Genomic DNA, 16306 nt, shown 5'->3' on the forward strand with positions numbered 1-16306 from the left:
TTGTTGAATTCACAATAAAAAAGGCCCGCAAAATGCGGGCCTTTTCAGACAGAAGCAGTGTAAATTACAGAACGTCTACCGCGTTCAGCTCTTTGAAAGCCTGCTCCAGACGAGTCACCATGCTGGTCTGCGCAGCACGCAGCCATACACGCGGATCGTAGTATTTTTTGTTCGGCTGGTCTGCGCCTTTCGGGTTACCCAACTGGCCCTGCAGATAGCCTTCGTTTTCTTTGTAGTACTTCAGAATACCTTCCCAGGTTGCCCATTGGGTGTCGGTATCGATGTTCATTTTGATAACGCCGTAGCTTACGGAGTCTTTGATTTCCTGAGCGGAAGAACCGGAACCACCGTGGAATACGAAGTTCAGGCTGTTGTGCGGCAGGTTATGTTTCTTAGAAACATATTCCTGAGAGTCGCGCAGGATAGTCGGGGTCAGTTTCACGTTACCCGGTTTGTACACGCCGTGTACGTTACCGAAGGAAGCGGCGATGGTGAAACGCGGGCTGATTTTATTCAGCTCGGTGTATGCGTAATCAACGTCTTCCGGCTGGGTGTACAGTGCAGACGCGTCCATATGGCTGTTGTCTACGCCGTCTTCTTCACCACCGGTGCAACCCAGTTCGATTTCCAGCGTCATGCCCATTTTGGCCATACGCGCCAGGTATTTGGAGCTGATCGCGATGTTCTCTTCCAGAGACTCTTCAGACAGGTCAATCATGTGAGAAGAGAACAGCGGTTTACCGGTAGCTGCGAAGTGTTTTTCACCCGCGTCCAGCAGGCCGTCGATCCACGGCAGCAGTTTTTTCGCGCAGTGGTCGGTGTGCAGGATAACCGGTACGCCGTAGTGCTCTGCCATCTGGTGTACGTGATGCGCACCAGAGATAGCACCCAGAATTGCCGCGCCCTGAGGAACGTCAGTTTTCACGCCTTTACCCGCGATGAACGCTGCGCCGCCGTTAGAGAACTGAACGATAACAGGCGCTTTAACTTTCGCTGCAGCTTCCAGAACAGCGTTAATGGAGTCAGTACCTACGCAGTTAACCGCAGGCAGAGCGAAGTTGTTTTCTTTAGCTACCTGGAACACTTTCTGAACGTCATCACCAGTGATCACGCCAGGTTTTACGAAATCAAAAATTTTAGACATGTTACGTAGTCCTGTATCTTCGGCCGTTGTACACATCATCCTTCAAGCTGACTCGGCGCTGGCTGCCTTCGCTTACACCAGAGACTTATTGCAGTCAGTTCCTGATGATTCACTCCGTTGCCGCCTTGATGCAACTTGAATGATTTTGTGTAGAGAATTAAAGCGAGCCCGAAAGCGCGCTGAAAACAGGGCAGGTTTCCCTGCCCTTGAATGTCTTACTTCTTAGCGCGCTCTTCAAGCATGGCTACTGCCGGCAGTACTTTGCCTTCCACAAATTCGAGGAACGCGCCACCGCCAGTGGAGATGTAGGAAATCTTGTCAGAGATACCAAACAGGTCAATCGCCGCCAGAGTGTCGCCGCCGCCTGCGATGGAGAACGCGTCGCTGTCTGCAATCGCGTTAGCCACAATTTCGGTACCTTTACGGAAGTTCGGGAATTCAAACACGCCAACCGGACCGTTCCACAAAATAGTTTTGGCGTTTTTCAGGATTTCAGCCAGTTTTTGTGCAGAAACGTCGCCCAGATCCAGAATTTGCTCATCATCTTTGATGTCAGAAACAGATTTCAGGGTCGCAGTTGCGGTTTCAGAGAACTCAGTCGCAACGCGAACATCTGTCGGAACCGGGATATCGCAAGTACCGAGCAGGCGTTTAGCTTCATCAACCAGGTCAGCTTCGTACAGGGATTTGCCAACATTGTGGCCTTGAGCAGCAACGAAGGTGTTAGCGATGCCGCCGCCAACAATCAGCTGGTCAGCGATTTTGGACAGAGAGTCCAGAACAGTCAGTTTAGTGGAAACTTTAGAACCACCCACGATAGCAACCATCGGACGAGCCGGTTCTTTCAGCGCTTTACCCAGCGCTTCCAGTTCGTCTGCCAGCAGCGGGCCTGCGCAAGCGACATCAGCAAATTTACCGATACCATGTGTAGACGCCTGAGCGCGGTGCGCGGTACCGAATGCGTCCATCACGAACACATCGCACAGTGCAGCGTATTTTTTAGACAGTGCTTCGTCGTCTTTCTTCTCGCCTTTGTTAAAGCGAACGTTTTCCAGAACGACCAGCTCACCCGCAGCAACTTCTACGCCGTCCAGGTAATCTTTAACCAGGCGAACCGGGTTGGACAATTTGTCTTTCAGATAGTTAACAACCGGCAGCAGAGAGAATTCTTCGTTGTACTCGCCTTCGGTCGGACGACCCAGGTGGGAAGTCACCATTACTTTCGCACCCTGCTTCAGCGCCAGTTCAATGGTCGGCAGAGAAGCACGAATACGCGCGTCGCTGGTCACTTTGCCATCTTTAACCGGCACGTTCAGATCAGCACGGATGAAAACGCGTTTACCAGCCAGATCCAGATCGGTCATCTTAATTACAGACATGGTGAATCCTCTCAATGATTCTTAAAGTTTTGCGAGCGCTGTTGCGCCCTACCTGAAACCAATAGCCGCCATTGCTAACGTCGTGTCGAGCATTCGGTTAGCAAAGCCCCATTCGTTATCGCACCATACCAGGGTTTTAATCAGGTGCGCGCCACTGACCCGTGTCTGCGTGCCATCAACAATGGCACTATGCGGATCGTGGTTAAAATCGGTTGAAACCAACGGTAATTCCGTATAGTCAACTATACCATGAAATGTTCCCTGCGCTGCTTTTTGCAGCAACGCATTGACTTCACTGGCTTTTACCGGTTTCTTCACCGTTACACTCAGATCGATAGCGGTGACATTAATTGTCGGCACACGTACCGCTATCGCTTCAAATCTGTCATTAAACTGCGGGAAAATTCTCGTGATGCCTGCCGCCAGTTTTGTATCCACCGGGATGATGGACTGACTGGCTGCGCGTGTACGCCGCAAATCGGGATGGTAGGCGTCAATCACTTGCTGGTCGTGCATCGCCGAGTGAATCGTTGTCACGGTTCCTGACTCAATGCCATACGCATCGTCGAGTAGTTTTATGACCGGAATAATACAGTTTGTCGTACAGGACGCGTTAGAAACCAGCAGATCGTCGGCTCGCAGCGTGTTTTGATTGACGCCGAAAACGATAGTTGCATCAAGGTCGTGGCTGCCAGGATGGGAGAAGAGCACTTTTTTTGCCCCCGCCGCCAGATGCGCCTCGCCATCTTCACGGTTGCCGTACACGCCTGTACAGTCGAGCACCACATCAACGCCTAACTCACGCCACGGCAGCGCGTCGATAGCACGCTCATGCAGGATGCGAATAACGTCATCGCCGACTATCAGTTGTTCACGCTCCTGGCGAACATCCCAAGCGAAACGTCCATGGCTGGTGTCATATTTCAACAAATGCGCCATGCCCACGGCATCGGCCAGTTCGTTGATTGCCACCACGGTGATTTCCGCCCGACGCCCGGATTCGTATAAAGCACGAACCACATTGCGCCCGATGCGACCGAAACCATTAATCGCTATGCGTACGGTCATAACTCTCCTGCAAGGCTAGCCAGCCTGAAGTGGATGACAGAGTAATCCAGCAACCACAGAAGGGGAATCCTCGCCTGCTTAAACTGCGTCTGTTTGATTATTTGTCGAACATTTAGCCGACTGAAACGCTTCAGCTAGAATAAGCGAAACATGGAATAAAAGGAATGATTGTCCAGACGGTTTCGCCAGTAATCTGACCTGCATCACATTTTCACTGGAATAATTGGCGCGTCCGAAGGGCTTGTTGCTGAGGTTAAGAATTAACAGAAAGGGGAACAAGCGCAACAACGCATCCCTGCGTGACGTGTTGATAAAGGAAGATTGATCCCGGCAAAACGCTTTACAGGGGATGATTAGAACCAGCTACGTTCCGCTGTTTTTGGTTCGGTGCGCTCTGCACGCGGCATCTCAACCGGCAGCGAGGAGAGTTGTTTAGCCCACAGATCGGCTACCCACTTCACGCCCCTGGCGGTAAAACGCGCCTGAGACCAGCTACGTTTGTTTTCCCCTACGCCGCCGTGGACGGTAAAGTAGCCCGCATCGATATGGTACTGCGGCGGCATCAGCGCACCGTCGACGCGCTGCATAATGTTGCGCTCAAGCAAAAAGCTCCGGAACAGAGACTCCTTCACCCGTAGCATCTTACAAAGCTGCCGGAAACCAAGCGACTCCTCAACCCTGACATACCGGTCAAAGAACTCCGCTTTTGGGGCAGAAACGGCAAGCAGCGCTTCCGCACGCTGACGCTTTTCGTACTGTTCGGCCCATGCGCGCGCCGCGGCTGCGGGATTAGTGAAATCGGGCAGGCTGATATTCTTTTCTTTCTCCTGCCAGCGATCGAGCATCTCTGCAGTAAAGCCTGGCGAGAGGCGCGAAACCGTCAGCAGTGAGTCCCGCTTATTGAGCAAAAACTCCTGTCGCATCTCACCTTCCCGCTCATACACATGTTCGTTCACCGGCTGGGAGAGTCGTTGCGCAGTCTCCAGGCTTTTCACCATCCGTTTCACTTCGGTGTGAGTCAGGCCTGTCAACTTTGCGATTTCGCGGCTGCTGACCATCGCCAGAGCCTGTTGGGAATTGAAATTTTCACCAGGAATTACCATAGGTTCACTCCTTACACATACTCACCCTGGATAATCTGTAGAATTATTATACTACTTACTGTACAAATATCCAGTATATTTTTTATGCACAAATCAACGGCGTAGAGGTTGTTCTGTAAAAAGAGGGCTAAAAATGGGAAGTAAACGGCTGGAGACGCTAACTCAGCGGTATGGCTGATTGAGGGGGATAGGGGTGGATAAAACTATGTTTAGCTGGCCTGCAAATCTGTGGCCTTGATAAAACCCAGGCACAATGGGAAATGGTGGTCATGCTGGCCCGGCAGGCGTTGCGCCGCCGGGCCAGAGGATGGTTACAGCAGCGCTTTCGCTTTTGCTACAACATTGTCGACGGTGAAACCAAACTCCTCGAACAGCTGCTCTGCCGGGGCGGACTCACCAAAGGTGGTCATACCGACGATAGCGCCGTTCAGGCCGACATATTTGTACCAGAAGTCAGCAATACCGGCTTCAATCGCCACGCGAGCAGAGACCGCTTTCGGCAGTACGGACTCACGGTAGGCCGCATCCTGTTTGTCGAACGCGTCGGTGGACGGCATGGAAACTACGCGCGCTTTCACGCCTTCGGCAGAGAGTTTTTCCCATGCCGAGACAGCCAGCTCAACTTCTGAGCCGGTGGCAATCAGGATCAGCTGCGGCTGACCTGCGCAATCTTTCAGTACGTACGCACCGCGGGCGATATCTGCCAGCTGCTGCGCGGTACGCTCCTGCTGCGCCAGGTTCTGGCGGGAGAGGATCAGCGCAGTTGGGCCGTCATGGCGCTCAACACCGTATTTCCACGCCACTGCAGATTCTACCTGGTCACACGGACGCCAGGTGCTGACGTTCGGAGTAACGCGCAGGGAAGCGACCTGCTCTACCGGCTGGTGAGTCGGGCCATCTTCGCCCAGACCAATTGAGTCGTGGGTGTAAACCAGCACCTGACGCTGTTTCATCAGCGCTGCCATACGCACCGCATTACGGGCATATTCAACGAACATCAGGAAGGTGGAAGTGTACGGAAGGAAACCGCCGTGCAGAGCGATACCGTTAGCAATCGCGGTCATGCCGAATTCGCGCACGCCATAGTGAATGTAGTTACCGGCAGCGTCTTCGTTAATCGCTTTCGAACCGGACCAGAGGGTCAGGTTCGAAGGTGCCAGGTCAGCGGAACCGCCGAGGAATTCCGGCAGCAGCGGACCGAAGGCTTCGATAGCATTTTGAGAGGCTTTACGGCTGGCGATTTTCGCCGGATTGGCCTGCAGTTTTTCAACAAACGCCTGCGCTTTAGCATCGAAGTCAGACGGCAGCTCGCCCTTCATACGGCGGGTGAATTCAGCCGCTTCCTGCGGGAAGGCTTTCGCGTAAGCCGCGAACTTGTCGTTCCACGCCGCTTCTTTCGCCTTGCCAGCTTCTTTTGCATCCCACTGAGCATAGATTTCAGACGGGATTTCAAACGGTGCGTATTTCCAGCCAAGCTGCTCACGGGTCAGCGCGATTTCCGCATCGCCCAGCGGCGCACCGTGGGAGTCGTGGGTACCGGCTTTGTTCGGCGAACCGAAACCGATGATAGTTTTGCACATCAACAGGGACGGTTTATCCGTCACGCTGCGAGCCTCTTCAACGGCGCGTTTGATGGCATCAGCGTTGTGGCCGTCAATGCCGCGAACCACGTGCCAGCCATAGGCTTCAAAGCGTTTCGCCGTATCATCGGTAAACCAGCCTTCCACGTGACCGTCGATGGAGATGCCGTTGTCATCATAGAACGCCACCAGTTTGCCCAGCTTCAGCGTACCGGCCAGCGAGCAGGCTTCGTGGGAGATGCCTTCCATCATGCAACCGTCGCCCATAAAGGCGTAGGTGAAGTGGTCAACAATGTCATGCCCAGGACGGTTGAACTGCGCTGCGAGAGTTTTCTCCGCAATCGCCATACCTACCGCGTTGGCAATGCCCTGGCCCAGCGGACCGGTAGTGGTTTCAACACCTGCGGTGTAACCCACTTCCGGGTGACCTGGCGTTTTTGAGTGCAGCTGACGGAAGTTCTGCAGCTCAGACATCGGCAGATCATAGCCGGTGAGGTGCAGCAGGCTGTAAATCAGCATTGAGCCGTGGCCGTTAGACAGCACAAAGCGGTCACGGTCAGCCCAGGCCGGATTTGTCGGGTTATGGTTCAGAAAATCACGCCACAGCACTTCGGCGATATCGGCCATCCCCATCGGGGCTCCCGGGTGACCGGATTTGGCTTTCTGTACCGCGTCCATGCTCAGCGCACGAATAGCATTAGCAAGCTCTTTACGTGAGGACATTTTGACTCCAGATCGGACTGTTAAGGGCTGTTCCCGTAACGACTTGACGACAGCGCGTTTTGGGCTACGCCGGAAAAAAGTGCCAACAATGTAACCCAAGCGACAAGTCATGTACATGGAGCATCCTTTTGCCGATTCAGAAATCTCTGGAAGCTGCTCGCATGTTGCGCAATCTCCTCGCCCGCCTTCTGTTCTGTTCCTTATACTTAGGCTCACCACCGGTTCGCCTGAATTGGTGTATGAACAGAATAGCTATCCAATCATTGCGGAAGAGAACAAATGAAAATTCGCCCAGCCCTGCTTGCTCTGGGAATGACCACCCTGCTTGCCGGGTGTCAGAACATGAACTCCAACGGTTTTCTCAGCTCAGGAGCGGAAGCGTTCCAGGCCTACACGTTGAGCGACGCGCAGGTAAAAGCGCTAAGCGATGACGCCTGTAAGCAGATGGACAGCAAAGCGACTATCGCCCCGGCGAGCAGCCCGTACACGCAGCGTTTGAATAAAATTGCCACCGCTCTGGGTGATAACATCAATGGCCAACCGGTGAACTACAAAGTTTACGTGGCGAAAGACGTCAACGCCTTCGCCATGGCGAATGGCTGCATCCGTGTTTACAGTGCGCTGATGGACATGATGACCGATAACGAAGTTGAAGCGGTGATTGGCCACGAAATGGGCCACGTGGCGCTAGGCCATGTGAAGAAAGGCATGCAGGTTGCGCTCGGCACCAATGCGGTGCGCGCGGCGGCGGCCTCCGCCGGCGGGATTGTGGGCAGCTTGTCGCAGTCGCAGCTTGGCGCACTGGGCGAGCAACTGGTTAACTCCCAGTTCTCTCAGCGCCAGGAAGCCGAAGCGGATGACTACTCTTATGACCTGCTGCGCAAACGCGGCATCAGTCCAGCCGGGTTAGCCACCAGCTTCGAAAAACTGGCGAAGATGGAAGAAGGCCGTCAGAGTTCGATGTTTGACGATCACCCCGCCTCGGCTGAACGTGCGCAGCATATCCGCGATCGCATGGCGGCAGATGGCATTAAATAATCCAGTGGGAGGCAATCTTGCCTCCCTTTTTTTCTATGGCTGAAACCGCCTCTCGCTGAACGACGCAGAGTAACTGCCACATGCGCCGTTACCACAGGATCACTACACGTTGTTCCTTCCCGGCCTCTTTGATCCATCTGCGGCGATGCAAAGGAACCAGATCGCGAGTAACACCGCTTTCGCGCAACGCTTCTGGCATAGAGCCCTAGATAAAAAAATCCCTTCCGCACCGTGCTGGCGAGGAAGGGATTCAGTTCGTTACCGGTCAGACGCTATAACCTGCGTTATTCGTCTTCCAGATAGGTGTAGCCGTAAAGCCCGGCTTCGAACTCTTCGAGGAACTGCTGTTGCAGGGTCTCATCAAGCCCGGTCTGTTTCACCTGATCGCGGAACTGCGTCAGCAGCGTGTTCGGATCGAGCTGCACGTACTGCAGCATATCCGCCACGGTGTCGCCTTCATCAGAAAGCTCCACTTCAACGCTACCATCCGGGAAGACAAACACGTCCACCGCTTCGGTATCGCCGAACAGGTTATGCATGTTACCGAGGATCTCCTGGTAAGCACCGACCATAAAGAAGCCCAGCATCGGCGGGTTCTCCGGATCGTATTCCGGCATCGGCATGGTGGTCGCAATCCCGTCGCCATCCACGTAGTGATCGATAGCGCCATCGGAATCACAGGTGATATCCAGTAGCACCGCACGACGTTCCGGGGCATGGTTCAACCCTTCCAGCGGCAGAACCGGGAACAGTTGATCGATCCCCCACGCATCCGGCATCGACTGGAACAGCGAGAAGTTGACGTACATTTTGTCCGCCATGCGCTCCTGCAACTCATCAATGATCGGACGATGCGCGCGGTTGCTCGGATCGAGTTGCTTCTGCACTTCGTGGCACATATTCAGATAAAGCTGCTCGGCCCACGCGCGCTCTTGCAAACTGAACGTGCCGGAGGAGTAACCGACATGGATATCGTGCAGATCCATCTGGCTGTCGTGCAGCCATTCGCGTAGCGAACGGCGGGTACCCGGTTCATGCATCTCCTGCCAGGTTTCCCACATGCTCTGCAACGCGCGCGGCGCGTCTTCAGCCGGTGGCGTCGCTGGCGTGTATTCGTTACGCTCAACGCCAATAATGTTGGAAACCAGCACGGTATGGTGCGCGGTGACGGCACGGCCAGACTCGGTGATCACCGTCGGGTGCGGCAGACCGTGCTCTTCACAAGCATCGCCAATCGCCCAAATGATGTTGTTGGCGTATTCATTCAGGCCATAGTTCACTGAACAATCGGACTGGGAACGCGTACCTTCATAGTCCACGCCAAGGCCGCCGCCCACGTCAAAGCATTGAATATTGACGCCAAGCTTATGCAGCTCAACATAGAAGCGCGCCGATTCGCGCACGCCAGTGGCGATATCACGAATGTTCGCCATCTGCGAACCGAGGTGGAAATGCAGCAGTTGAATGCTGTCTAAGCGTCCGCGCTCACGCAGAATTTCCACCAGTTGCAGTACCTGGGTCGCCGCCAGACCGAATTTGGATTTTTCGCCACCGGAGGACTGCCATTTACCGGAACCCTGCGATGCCAGACGCGCACGCACGCCAAGACGCGGTACCACGTTCAGGCGCTCGGCTTCTTCCAGCACAATGGCGATTTCGGTCATTTTCTCAATCACCAGATAGACCTTATGGCCCATCTTTTCGCCAATCAGCGCGAGGCGAATGTATTCACGGTCTTTATAACCATTACACACAATCACCGAACGGGTCATGCCCGCATGCGCCAGAACCGCCATCAGTTCCGCTTTGGAGCCCGCTTCCAGCCCCAGCGGTTCGCCGGAATGGATCAGGGACTCAATCACGCGGCGATGCTGGTTCACCTTGATCGGGTAAACGAGGAAATAGTCACCGTTGTAACCGTAGGATTCACGCGCACGTTTGAAAGCGGCGTTAATCGAACGCAGACGGTGTTGCAGGATCTGCGGGAAACAGAACAGCGCGGGCAGACGTTGCCCCTGCGCTTCACGCGCTTTTACCAGCTGCGCCAGGTCGACACGGGCTTGTGGGACGTCGGGATCCGGGCAAACGCTGATATGGCCCAGCTCGTTGACGTCGTAGTAATTATTGCCCCACCAGGCAATGTTATAAGTACGAAGCATCTTGCTGGCTTCCTGGGAGCTCATCGCAACCTCCTGCATGGAACGTAGTACACCTTGTTCGCCTGCTGACGAAGGCGAAACCGAAGACATGTCGTCAGACATAACGAACCTCAATAGATGAAAGTGTATACCCTGTGCACATCACGACGCCCAAAGGCGGCCGCGCGAAAATGCATACGGATAAAATAGTTGACTACTATCGCAGTGACACATAGCGATAACAACCCATAAACAGCCTGACTTTTCAGCGCAATATGCTGAAGCACCGACTGTGCGACCGGTTTCTTATTCATATCATTGTAAAACACGTATCGGGACTCGAGTATGACAGCCCGGCGAAACCACGAGAAAACCCCTGATCTAACAGGAGAGCCCTTGTTCAGTTATCACAATGCCTTACCGGCTCTGGAGTCCTGAGAAGCGCCGAAATGGGTATAACATCGGCAGGTTTGCAGATTTGAAATGCAGGTTGCGGGGAATAAACGCACGTCAGAACGACGCGACAGGTCCTGTAGAAAACAGCGCTTCATTATCTCTTATCACCTCCACGCAAGCCGTTAAGACCCGCGACAAGCCAAAGCCATTAAATTCACTGCTTAACCCGGCTGGAAGTGGCGACACAGCGTTTCTGCCGTGCGCTTTTTTAATGAGCCGCGCGCGGCGTTTTATACCGAGAACGGGGTGAAAATGCAAAATAAAAAAGCTGTGTTTGCCGCATTGCCAGGAAAATTTTCCGTCACTATTTGTGACAGGATGTGGCGAGCATCAAAAAACGCTGGCATTAGGGTCAAGAATTAACCTAGAATAGCCATCCAGATGTTAATCCGTCCATACGTGAAGAATGTATGCGCAGACCGATTAACACGCAGACTTCATGTGTCACCTTCTGCAGTCCGCGTCCGCCAGACGCGAAGACCTCCGGACACAGAATTCGAGCTAACCGTATTACTCCAGGGTGAAAACTTACTATGGCAAAACACCTTTTTACGTCCGAGTCCGTCTCTGAAGGGCATCCTGACAAAATCGCTGACCAAATTTCCGATGCCGTGCTGGACGCTATCCTTGAGCAGGATCCGAAAGCACGCGTTGCTTGTGAAACCTACGTCAAAACCGGCATGGTACTGGTAGGTGGCGAAATCACCACCAGCGCGTGGGTAGATATCGAAGAGATCACCCGTAACACCGTCCGTGAAATCGGCTATGTGCATTCTGACATGGGCTTTGACGCGAACTCCTGCGCCGTACTGAGCGCAATTGGTAAACAGTCTCCGGATATCAACCAGGGTGTTGACCGTGCAGACCCGCTGGAACAGGGCGCTGGCGACCAGGGCCTGATGTTTGGCTATGCGACCAATGAAACCGACGTGCTGATGCCAGCACCGATCACCTATGCTCACCGTCTGGTTCAGCGCCAGGCTGAAGTGCGTAAAAACGGCACGCTGCCGTGGCTGCGTCCGGACGCGAAAAGCCAGGTGACGTTCCAGTATGACGACGGCAAAATCGTCGGCATCGACGCGGTAGTTCTGTCTACTCAGCACGCAGAAGAGATCGATCAGAAATCCCTGCAAGAAGCGGTGATGGAAGAGATCATCAAACCGATCCTGCCGACCGAATGGCTGAACGCCTCAACCAAATTCTTCATCAACCCGACTGGCCGTTTCGTTATCGGTGGTCCAATGGGCGACTGCGGTCTGACCGGGCGTAAAATCATCGTTGATACCTACGGCGGCATGGCTCGTCACGGCGGCGGTGCATTCTCCGGTAAAGATCCATCAAAAGTTGACCGTTCTGCGGCATATGCTGCGCGTTACGTGGCGAAAAACATCGTTGCGGCAGGCCTTGCCGATCGTTGTGAAATCCAGGTTTCTTACGCTATCGGCGTGGCTGAACCGACCTCCATCATGGTGGAAACGTTCGGTACGGAGAAAATTGCCATCGAACAGCTGACGCTGCTGGTGCGCGAGTTCTTCGATCTGCGTCCGTACGGACTGATTCAGATGCTGGATCTGCTGCACCCGATCTACAAACAAACCGCCGCATACGGTCACTTTGGTCGTGAAACTTTCCCATGGGAAAAAACCGACAAAGCGGCGCTGCTGCGTGAAGCTGCCGGTCTGGAATAATTCTCTGACCGCGTTGCCGTTCAGGCCAGCCTTGTGCTGGCCTTTTTATTTTTGACACCGGTTCATTCCGCCGCGATTTTTTCCAGCGCCTATACTCACTTATCCCACAGCGCATTTATCTGAAAGCGATTACACCGCTGCGCTTCGCTGATTTTTCAGACTTTTCCTTTTGAAAAAAGAACATAACATGACTGTTACATTCCGTTTCGGTTTAGTCTGAAACTCACCGCGCCCCCTCTCCTTTACCGCCCAACAATTCTATAATAATTAACACTTTTATTTACATTGATGGCCTTATTGCAATGTAACCGATTACACTCATGTGATGTAAATCACGTATTTTTAGTGATGAGTGGCCTACCTTTTACATCGAAAAAACCAATGACATGAATGGAGGGCATAATGCCTGACAATAAAAAACAGGGGTATTCAAACAAGGCAATGACCTTCTTTGTTTGTTTCCTCGCTGCACTGGCAGGACTGCTTTTTGGCCTGGATATTGGGGTAATCGCTGGTGCGTTGCCCTTTATTACCAAAGATTTTCAGATTAGCGCACACACGCAGGAATGGGTGGTCAGCTCAATGATGTTCGGTGCCGCCGTTGGCGCCGTCGGCAGCGGCTGGCTCTCCTGGCGCCTCGGGCGTAAAAAAAGCCTGATGATTGGCGCGATCTTGTTTGTCATCGGTTCGCTCTGTTCTGCGGCCGCACCAAACGTGGAAGTGCTGATTATTTCCCGCGTACTGCTCGGTCTGGCGGTTGGTATTGCCTCTTATACCGCGCCGCTGTATCTCTCTGAAATCGCGCCGGAAAAAATTCGCGGCAGCATGATTTCCATGTATCAGTTGATGATCACTATCGGGATCCTGGGCGCTTATCTCTCTGACACCGCGTTCAGCTATAGCGGCGCATGGCGCTGGATGCTGGGCGTTATCATCATTCCGGCGATTTTGCTGCTGATTGGCGTGTTCTTCCTGCCGGACAGTCCGCGCTGGTTTGCCGCCAAGCGCCGCTTCCATGATGCCGAACGCGTGTTGTTGCGCCTGCGCGATACCAGCGCCGAAGCGAAAAACGAGCTGGAAGAGATCCGCGAAAGCCTGCAGGTAAAACAGACCGGCTGGGCGTTGTTCAAAGAGAACAGCAACTTCCGCCGCGCGGTGTTCCTTGGCGTGTTGTTGCAGGTGATGCAGCAGTTCACCGGGATGAACGTCATCATGTATTACGCGCCGAAGATCTTTGAACTGGCGGGCTACACCAATACCACTGAGCAGATGTGGGGCACGGTGATCGTCGGTCTGACTAACGTACTGGCGACCTTTATTGCCATCGGTCTTGTCGATCGCTGGGGACGCAAACCCACGCTGGTGCTGGGCTTCCTGGTGATGGCGGCTGGTATGGGCATTTTGGGTACCATGCTGCATCTGGGTATCCATTCGCCATCGGCACAATACTTTGCTGTTGCCATGTTGCTGATGTTTATTGTTGGCTTTGCCATGAGTGCCGGTCCGTTGATTTGGGTGCTGTGTTCCGAAATTCAGCCGCTGAAAGGCCGCGACTTCGGTATCACCTGCTCCACCGCGACCAACTGGATTGCCAACATGATTGTCGGCGCAACCTTCCTGACCATGCTGAACACGCTGGGCAACGCCAACACCTTCTGGGTCTACGGCGGTCTGAACGTCTTGTTCATCGTGCTGACGCTGTGGCTGGTGCCGGAAACCAAACATGTTTCGCTGGAGCACATTGAGCGTAACCTGATGCGTGGCCGCCCGCTGCGCGAGATTGGTTCCCACAACTAACCTTAAGGCTTCCTCTGCGGAGGAAGCCTTTGCTTTTTGCCTGTTGCACTCCCGCCCCGCCCCACCTATTCTCTGCACTTATGAAAACTCCCCGTCTTCCAATCGCTCTTCAGCAAGCCGTGATGCGCAGCCTGCGGGATAAACTCGCGCAGGCGAACCTGAAACTGGGGCGCAACTACCCGGAACCGAAACTGGTATATCAACAGCGCGGCACGGCGGCAGGCACCGCCTGGCTGGCTGATTACGAGATCCGACTTAACCCCGTATTGCTACTCGAAAACCAGCAGGCGTTTATTGAAGAGGTGGTTCCTCACGAGCTTGCCCACTTGCTGGTGTGGAAGCACTTTGGTCGCGTCGCGCCGCACGGTAAAGAGTGGAAGTGGATGATGGAGAGCGTGCTCGGTGTGCCCGCTCGCCGCACACATCAGTTCGAACTGGAATCTGTGCGGCCCAATACTTTCCCATACCATTGCAAATGCCAGCAGCACCAGTTAACGGTACGGCGACACAATCGCGTGCTGCGCGGCGAGGCGGTTTACCGCTGCGTACACTGCGGCGAGCCGCTGGCTGCCGGCGCGAGTAACTGAATCCATTAAGAAGTTTTCCGCGCGAACTGATTGCATCAGGCAACAGCTTCCGCTACGTTGCGAACTCGTTTTGACAGGGAGTTCGCCATGTTTCGTTTTATCTCACTCTTCTTCGCGCTGATAGCAGTTCCCGCCTTCGCAGCGGACGGTATCAACAGTTTTGCCCAGGCCAAAGCAGCGGGCGTCAAAATTAACGCCGATGTGCCGGGAGATTTTTACTGCGGCTGTAAAATTAACTGGCAGGGTAAAAAAGGGGTTATCGACCTCGCGTCTTGCGGCTATCAGGTGCGTAAAAACGAAAACCGCGCCAGCCGGGTCGAATGGGAACATGTCATGCCCGCCTGGCAGTTCGGCCATCTGCGCCAGTGCTGGCAGGATGGCGGGCGTAAAAACTGCGCCAACGATCCGGTGTACCGTAAAATCGAAAGCGATATGCACAACCTGCAACCCGCCGTCGGCGAGGTAAACGGCGATCGCGGCAACTTTATGTACGGTCAATGGAACGGCGGTGAAAACCAGTATGGCCAGTGCGGCATGAAAATCGATTTCAAAGAAAAACTCGCCGAGCCGCCGGAACGCGCTCGCGGTGCGATTGCCCGTACCTATTTCTATATGCGTGACCAGTACCAACTCAGCCTTTCACGCCAGCAAACGCAGCTTTTCACCGCCTGGGACAAGCTTTATCCGGTAACCGACTGGGAGTGCAAACGTGACGAGCGCATCGCCAACGTGCAGGGCAACCATAACCCTTACGTGCAGCGCGCTTGCATGGCGCGAAAGAGCTAACCTACACTAGCGGCATTTGTTACAGTCCGCCCCGCCCGTTAATCCCGGCCGGGGCTGCAACCTAAGCGGATTCGAAATACCATGCGCATTCCCCGCATCCACCACCCAGAACTTATCCAGCCAGGCCATGATATCGCCCTCAGCGAAGATGCCGCCAACCATGTCGGCCGCGTGCTGCGTATGGGCCAAGGCCAGGCCATTCAGCTTTTCGACGGCTCCAATCAGGTGTTTGAGGCCGAAATTATCCGCGCCGATAAAAAAAGCGTGGTGGTGAAAATTCTTGGCAGTGAAGTGGACGATCGTGAATCGCCGCTGCATATTCACCTCGGCCAGGTGATGTCGCGTGGTGAAAAAATGGAATTCACTATCCAGAAATCGATTGAGCTTGGGGTAAGCCTCATTACGCCACTTTTTTCTGAGCGCTGCGGGGTTAAACTGGATGCTGAACGCCTGAACAAGAAGCTTCAGCAGTGGCAAAAAATTGCCATTGCCGCTTGTGAACAGTGCGGCCGCAACCGGGTGCCGGAAATACGTCCGGCCATGGATCTCGAAGCCTGGTGCGCCGAAGAGGAAACAGGCTTAAAGCTGAACCTGCATCCGCGTGCCAGCCAGAGCATTAACACGCTGCCGCTGCCCGTTGAACGCGTGCGCTTACTGATTGGCCCGGAGGGCGGGTTATCCGCCGACGAGATTGCGATGACCGCGCGTTATCAGTTCACAGATATTTTGTTAGGCCCCCGTGTGCTACGCACAGAGACTACGGCGCTTACCGCCATCACCGCGCTTCAGGTGCGCTTCGGCGACCTGGGTTGAAAGGAG

At 54.1% G+C, this 16306-nt stretch carries 12 protein-coding genes and 1 pseudogene; 6 read left to right on the forward strand and 7 right to left on the reverse strand.

Translation table 11 applies throughout. The annotated features are described in order from the left end of the window. Positions 1-64: 64 nt before the first annotated feature. The 5 genes from fbaA to tkt all read right to left on the reverse strand — a co-directional run bounded on the left by fbaA (position 65) and on the right by tkt (position 6997). Positions 65-1144, reverse strand: coding sequence for a class II fructose-bisphosphate aldolase (gene fbaA / locus AAIG26_RS14405; protein WP_020455154.1), 1080 nt, complete (start codon positions 1142-1144; stop codon positions 65-67). A gap of 215 nt (positions 1145-1359) precedes the next feature. Next, positions 1360-2523, reverse strand: a complete 1164-nt coding sequence (pgk, locus tag AAIG26_RS14410; RefSeq protein ID WP_017457593.1) for a phosphoglycerate kinase — start codon at positions 2521-2523, stop codon at positions 1360-1362. A 48-nt stretch (positions 2524-2571) separates the two neighbouring features. After that, positions 2572-3591: an erythrose-4-phosphate dehydrogenase gene (gene epd / locus AAIG26_RS14415; protein ID WP_097406113.1), complete on the reverse strand. Its 1020-nt coding sequence runs from the start codon at positions 3589-3591 to the stop codon at positions 2572-2574. A gap of 353 nt (positions 3592-3944) precedes the next feature. Continuing rightward, on the reverse strand, positions 3945-4694 hold the full coding sequence (locus tag AAIG26_RS14420) for a phage antirepressor KilAC domain-containing protein (protein ID WP_343180824.1): 750 nt from the start codon (positions 4692-4694) through the stop codon (positions 3945-3947). 311 nt (positions 4695-5005) lie between these two features. Continuing rightward, positions 5006-6997, reverse strand: a complete 1992-nt coding sequence (gene tkt, locus AAIG26_RS14425; protein WP_097406111.1) for a transketolase — start codon at positions 6995-6997, stop codon at positions 5006-5008. 279 nt (positions 6998-7276) lie between these two features. Between tkt and AAIG26_RS14430 the strand changes: the two genes are divergently transcribed. Then, positions 7277-8035: a M48 family metallopeptidase gene (locus AAIG26_RS14430; RefSeq protein WP_017457589.1), complete on the forward strand. Its 759-nt coding sequence runs from the start codon at positions 7277-7279 to the stop codon at positions 8033-8035. A 284-nt stretch (positions 8036-8319) separates the two neighbouring features. Here AAIG26_RS14430 and speA read toward each other — a convergent pair whose 3' ends face one another. Together speA and yqgB are read right to left on the reverse strand one after the other, a co-directional pair. Then, positions 8320-10296 (reverse strand): biosynthetic arginine decarboxylase, encoded by a 1977-nt coding sequence (gene speA, locus AAIG26_RS14435; RefSeq protein ID WP_071925225.1) that lies wholly within the window; start codon positions 10294-10296, stop codon positions 8320-8322. An 80-nt stretch (positions 10297-10376) separates the two neighbouring features. Continuing rightward, positions 10377-10487: pseudogene (gene yqgB / locus AAIG26_RS14440) on the reverse strand (acid stress response protein YqgB); the annotation flags it as partial. 675 nt (positions 10488-11162) lie between these two features. On the opposite strand from yqgB, the gene metK reads away from it, so the two are divergent. The 5 genes from metK (at position 11163) to rsmE (ending at position 16300) form a co-directional block, all read left to right on the forward strand. Further along, on the forward strand, positions 11163-12317 hold the full coding sequence (metK, locus tag AAIG26_RS14445; protein ID WP_020455159.1) for a methionine adenosyltransferase: 1155 nt from the start codon (positions 11163-11165) through the stop codon (positions 12315-12317). Positions 12318-12719: 402 nt separating this feature from the next. Beyond that, positions 12720-14114 carry a sugar porter family MFS transporter gene (locus AAIG26_RS14450; RefSeq protein WP_020455160.1) on the forward strand — a complete coding sequence of 465 codons (1395 nt, stop codon included), beginning with the start codon at positions 12720-12722 and terminating at the stop codon, positions 14112-14114. 80 nt (positions 14115-14194) lie between these two features. Next, positions 14195-14701 carry a SprT family zinc-dependent metalloprotease gene (locus AAIG26_RS14455; protein WP_017457584.1) on the forward strand — a complete coding sequence of 169 codons (507 nt, stop codon included), beginning with the start codon at positions 14195-14197 and terminating at the stop codon, positions 14699-14701. A gap of 87 nt (positions 14702-14788) precedes the next feature. After that, complete coding sequence (endA, locus tag AAIG26_RS14460) at positions 14789-15487, forward strand: deoxyribonuclease I (RefSeq protein ID WP_343180825.1); 699 nt, start codon at positions 14789-14791, stop codon at positions 15485-15487. An 81-nt stretch (positions 15488-15568) separates the two neighbouring features. Continuing rightward, positions 15569-16300, forward strand: coding sequence for a 16S rRNA (uracil(1498)-N(3))-methyltransferase (rsmE, locus tag AAIG26_RS14465; protein WP_045512833.1), 732 nt, complete (start codon positions 15569-15571; stop codon positions 16298-16300). The last annotated feature ends 6 nt before the right edge of the window (positions 16301-16306 follow it).

This window comes from Kosakonia sp. PSU_27, from assembly GCF_039409795.1.
Lineage (GTDB): Bacteria > Pseudomonadota > Gammaproteobacteria > Enterobacterales > Enterobacteriaceae > Kosakonia.

Bases quoted from the DNA above. Each gene is read 5' to 3' on its own strand.
- fbaA (WP_020455154.1), bottom strand. From the start codon at position 1,144: ATGTCTAAAATTTTTGATTTCGTAAAACCTGGCGTGATCACTGGTGAT.
- pgk (WP_017457593.1), bottom strand. From the start codon at position 2,523: ATGTCTGTAATTAAGATGACCGATCTGGATCTGGCTGGTAAACGCGTT.
- epd (WP_097406113.1), bottom strand. From the start codon at position 3,591: ATGACCGTACGCATAGCGATTAATGGTTTCGGTCGCATCGGGCGCAAT.
- AAIG26_RS14420 (WP_343180824.1), bottom strand. From the start codon at position 4,694: ATGGTAATTCCTGGTGAAAATTTCAATTCCCAACAGGCTCTGGCGATG.
- tkt (WP_097406111.1), bottom strand. From the start codon at position 6,997: ATGTCCTCACGTAAAGAGCTTGCTAATGCTATTCGTGCGCTGAGCATG.
- AAIG26_RS14430 (WP_017457589.1), top strand. From the start codon at position 7,277: ATGAAAATTCGCCCAGCCCTGCTTGCTCTGGGAATGACCACCCTGCTT.
- speA (WP_071925225.1), bottom strand. From the start codon at position 10,296: ATGTCTGACGACATGTCTTCGGTTTCGCCTTCGTCAGCAGGCGAACAA.
- metK (WP_020455159.1), top strand. From the start codon at position 11,163: ATGGCAAAACACCTTTTTACGTCCGAGTCCGTCTCTGAAGGGCATCCT.
- AAIG26_RS14450 (WP_020455160.1), top strand. From the start codon at position 12,720: ATGCCTGACAATAAAAAACAGGGGTATTCAAACAAGGCAATGACCTTC.
- AAIG26_RS14455 (WP_017457584.1), top strand. From the start codon at position 14,195: ATGAAAACTCCCCGTCTTCCAATCGCTCTTCAGCAAGCCGTGATGCGC.
- endA (WP_343180825.1), top strand. From the start codon at position 14,789: ATGTTTCGTTTTATCTCACTCTTCTTCGCGCTGATAGCAGTTCCCGCC.
- rsmE (WP_045512833.1), top strand. From the start codon at position 15,569: ATGCGCATTCCCCGCATCCACCACCCAGAACTTATCCAGCCAGGCCAT.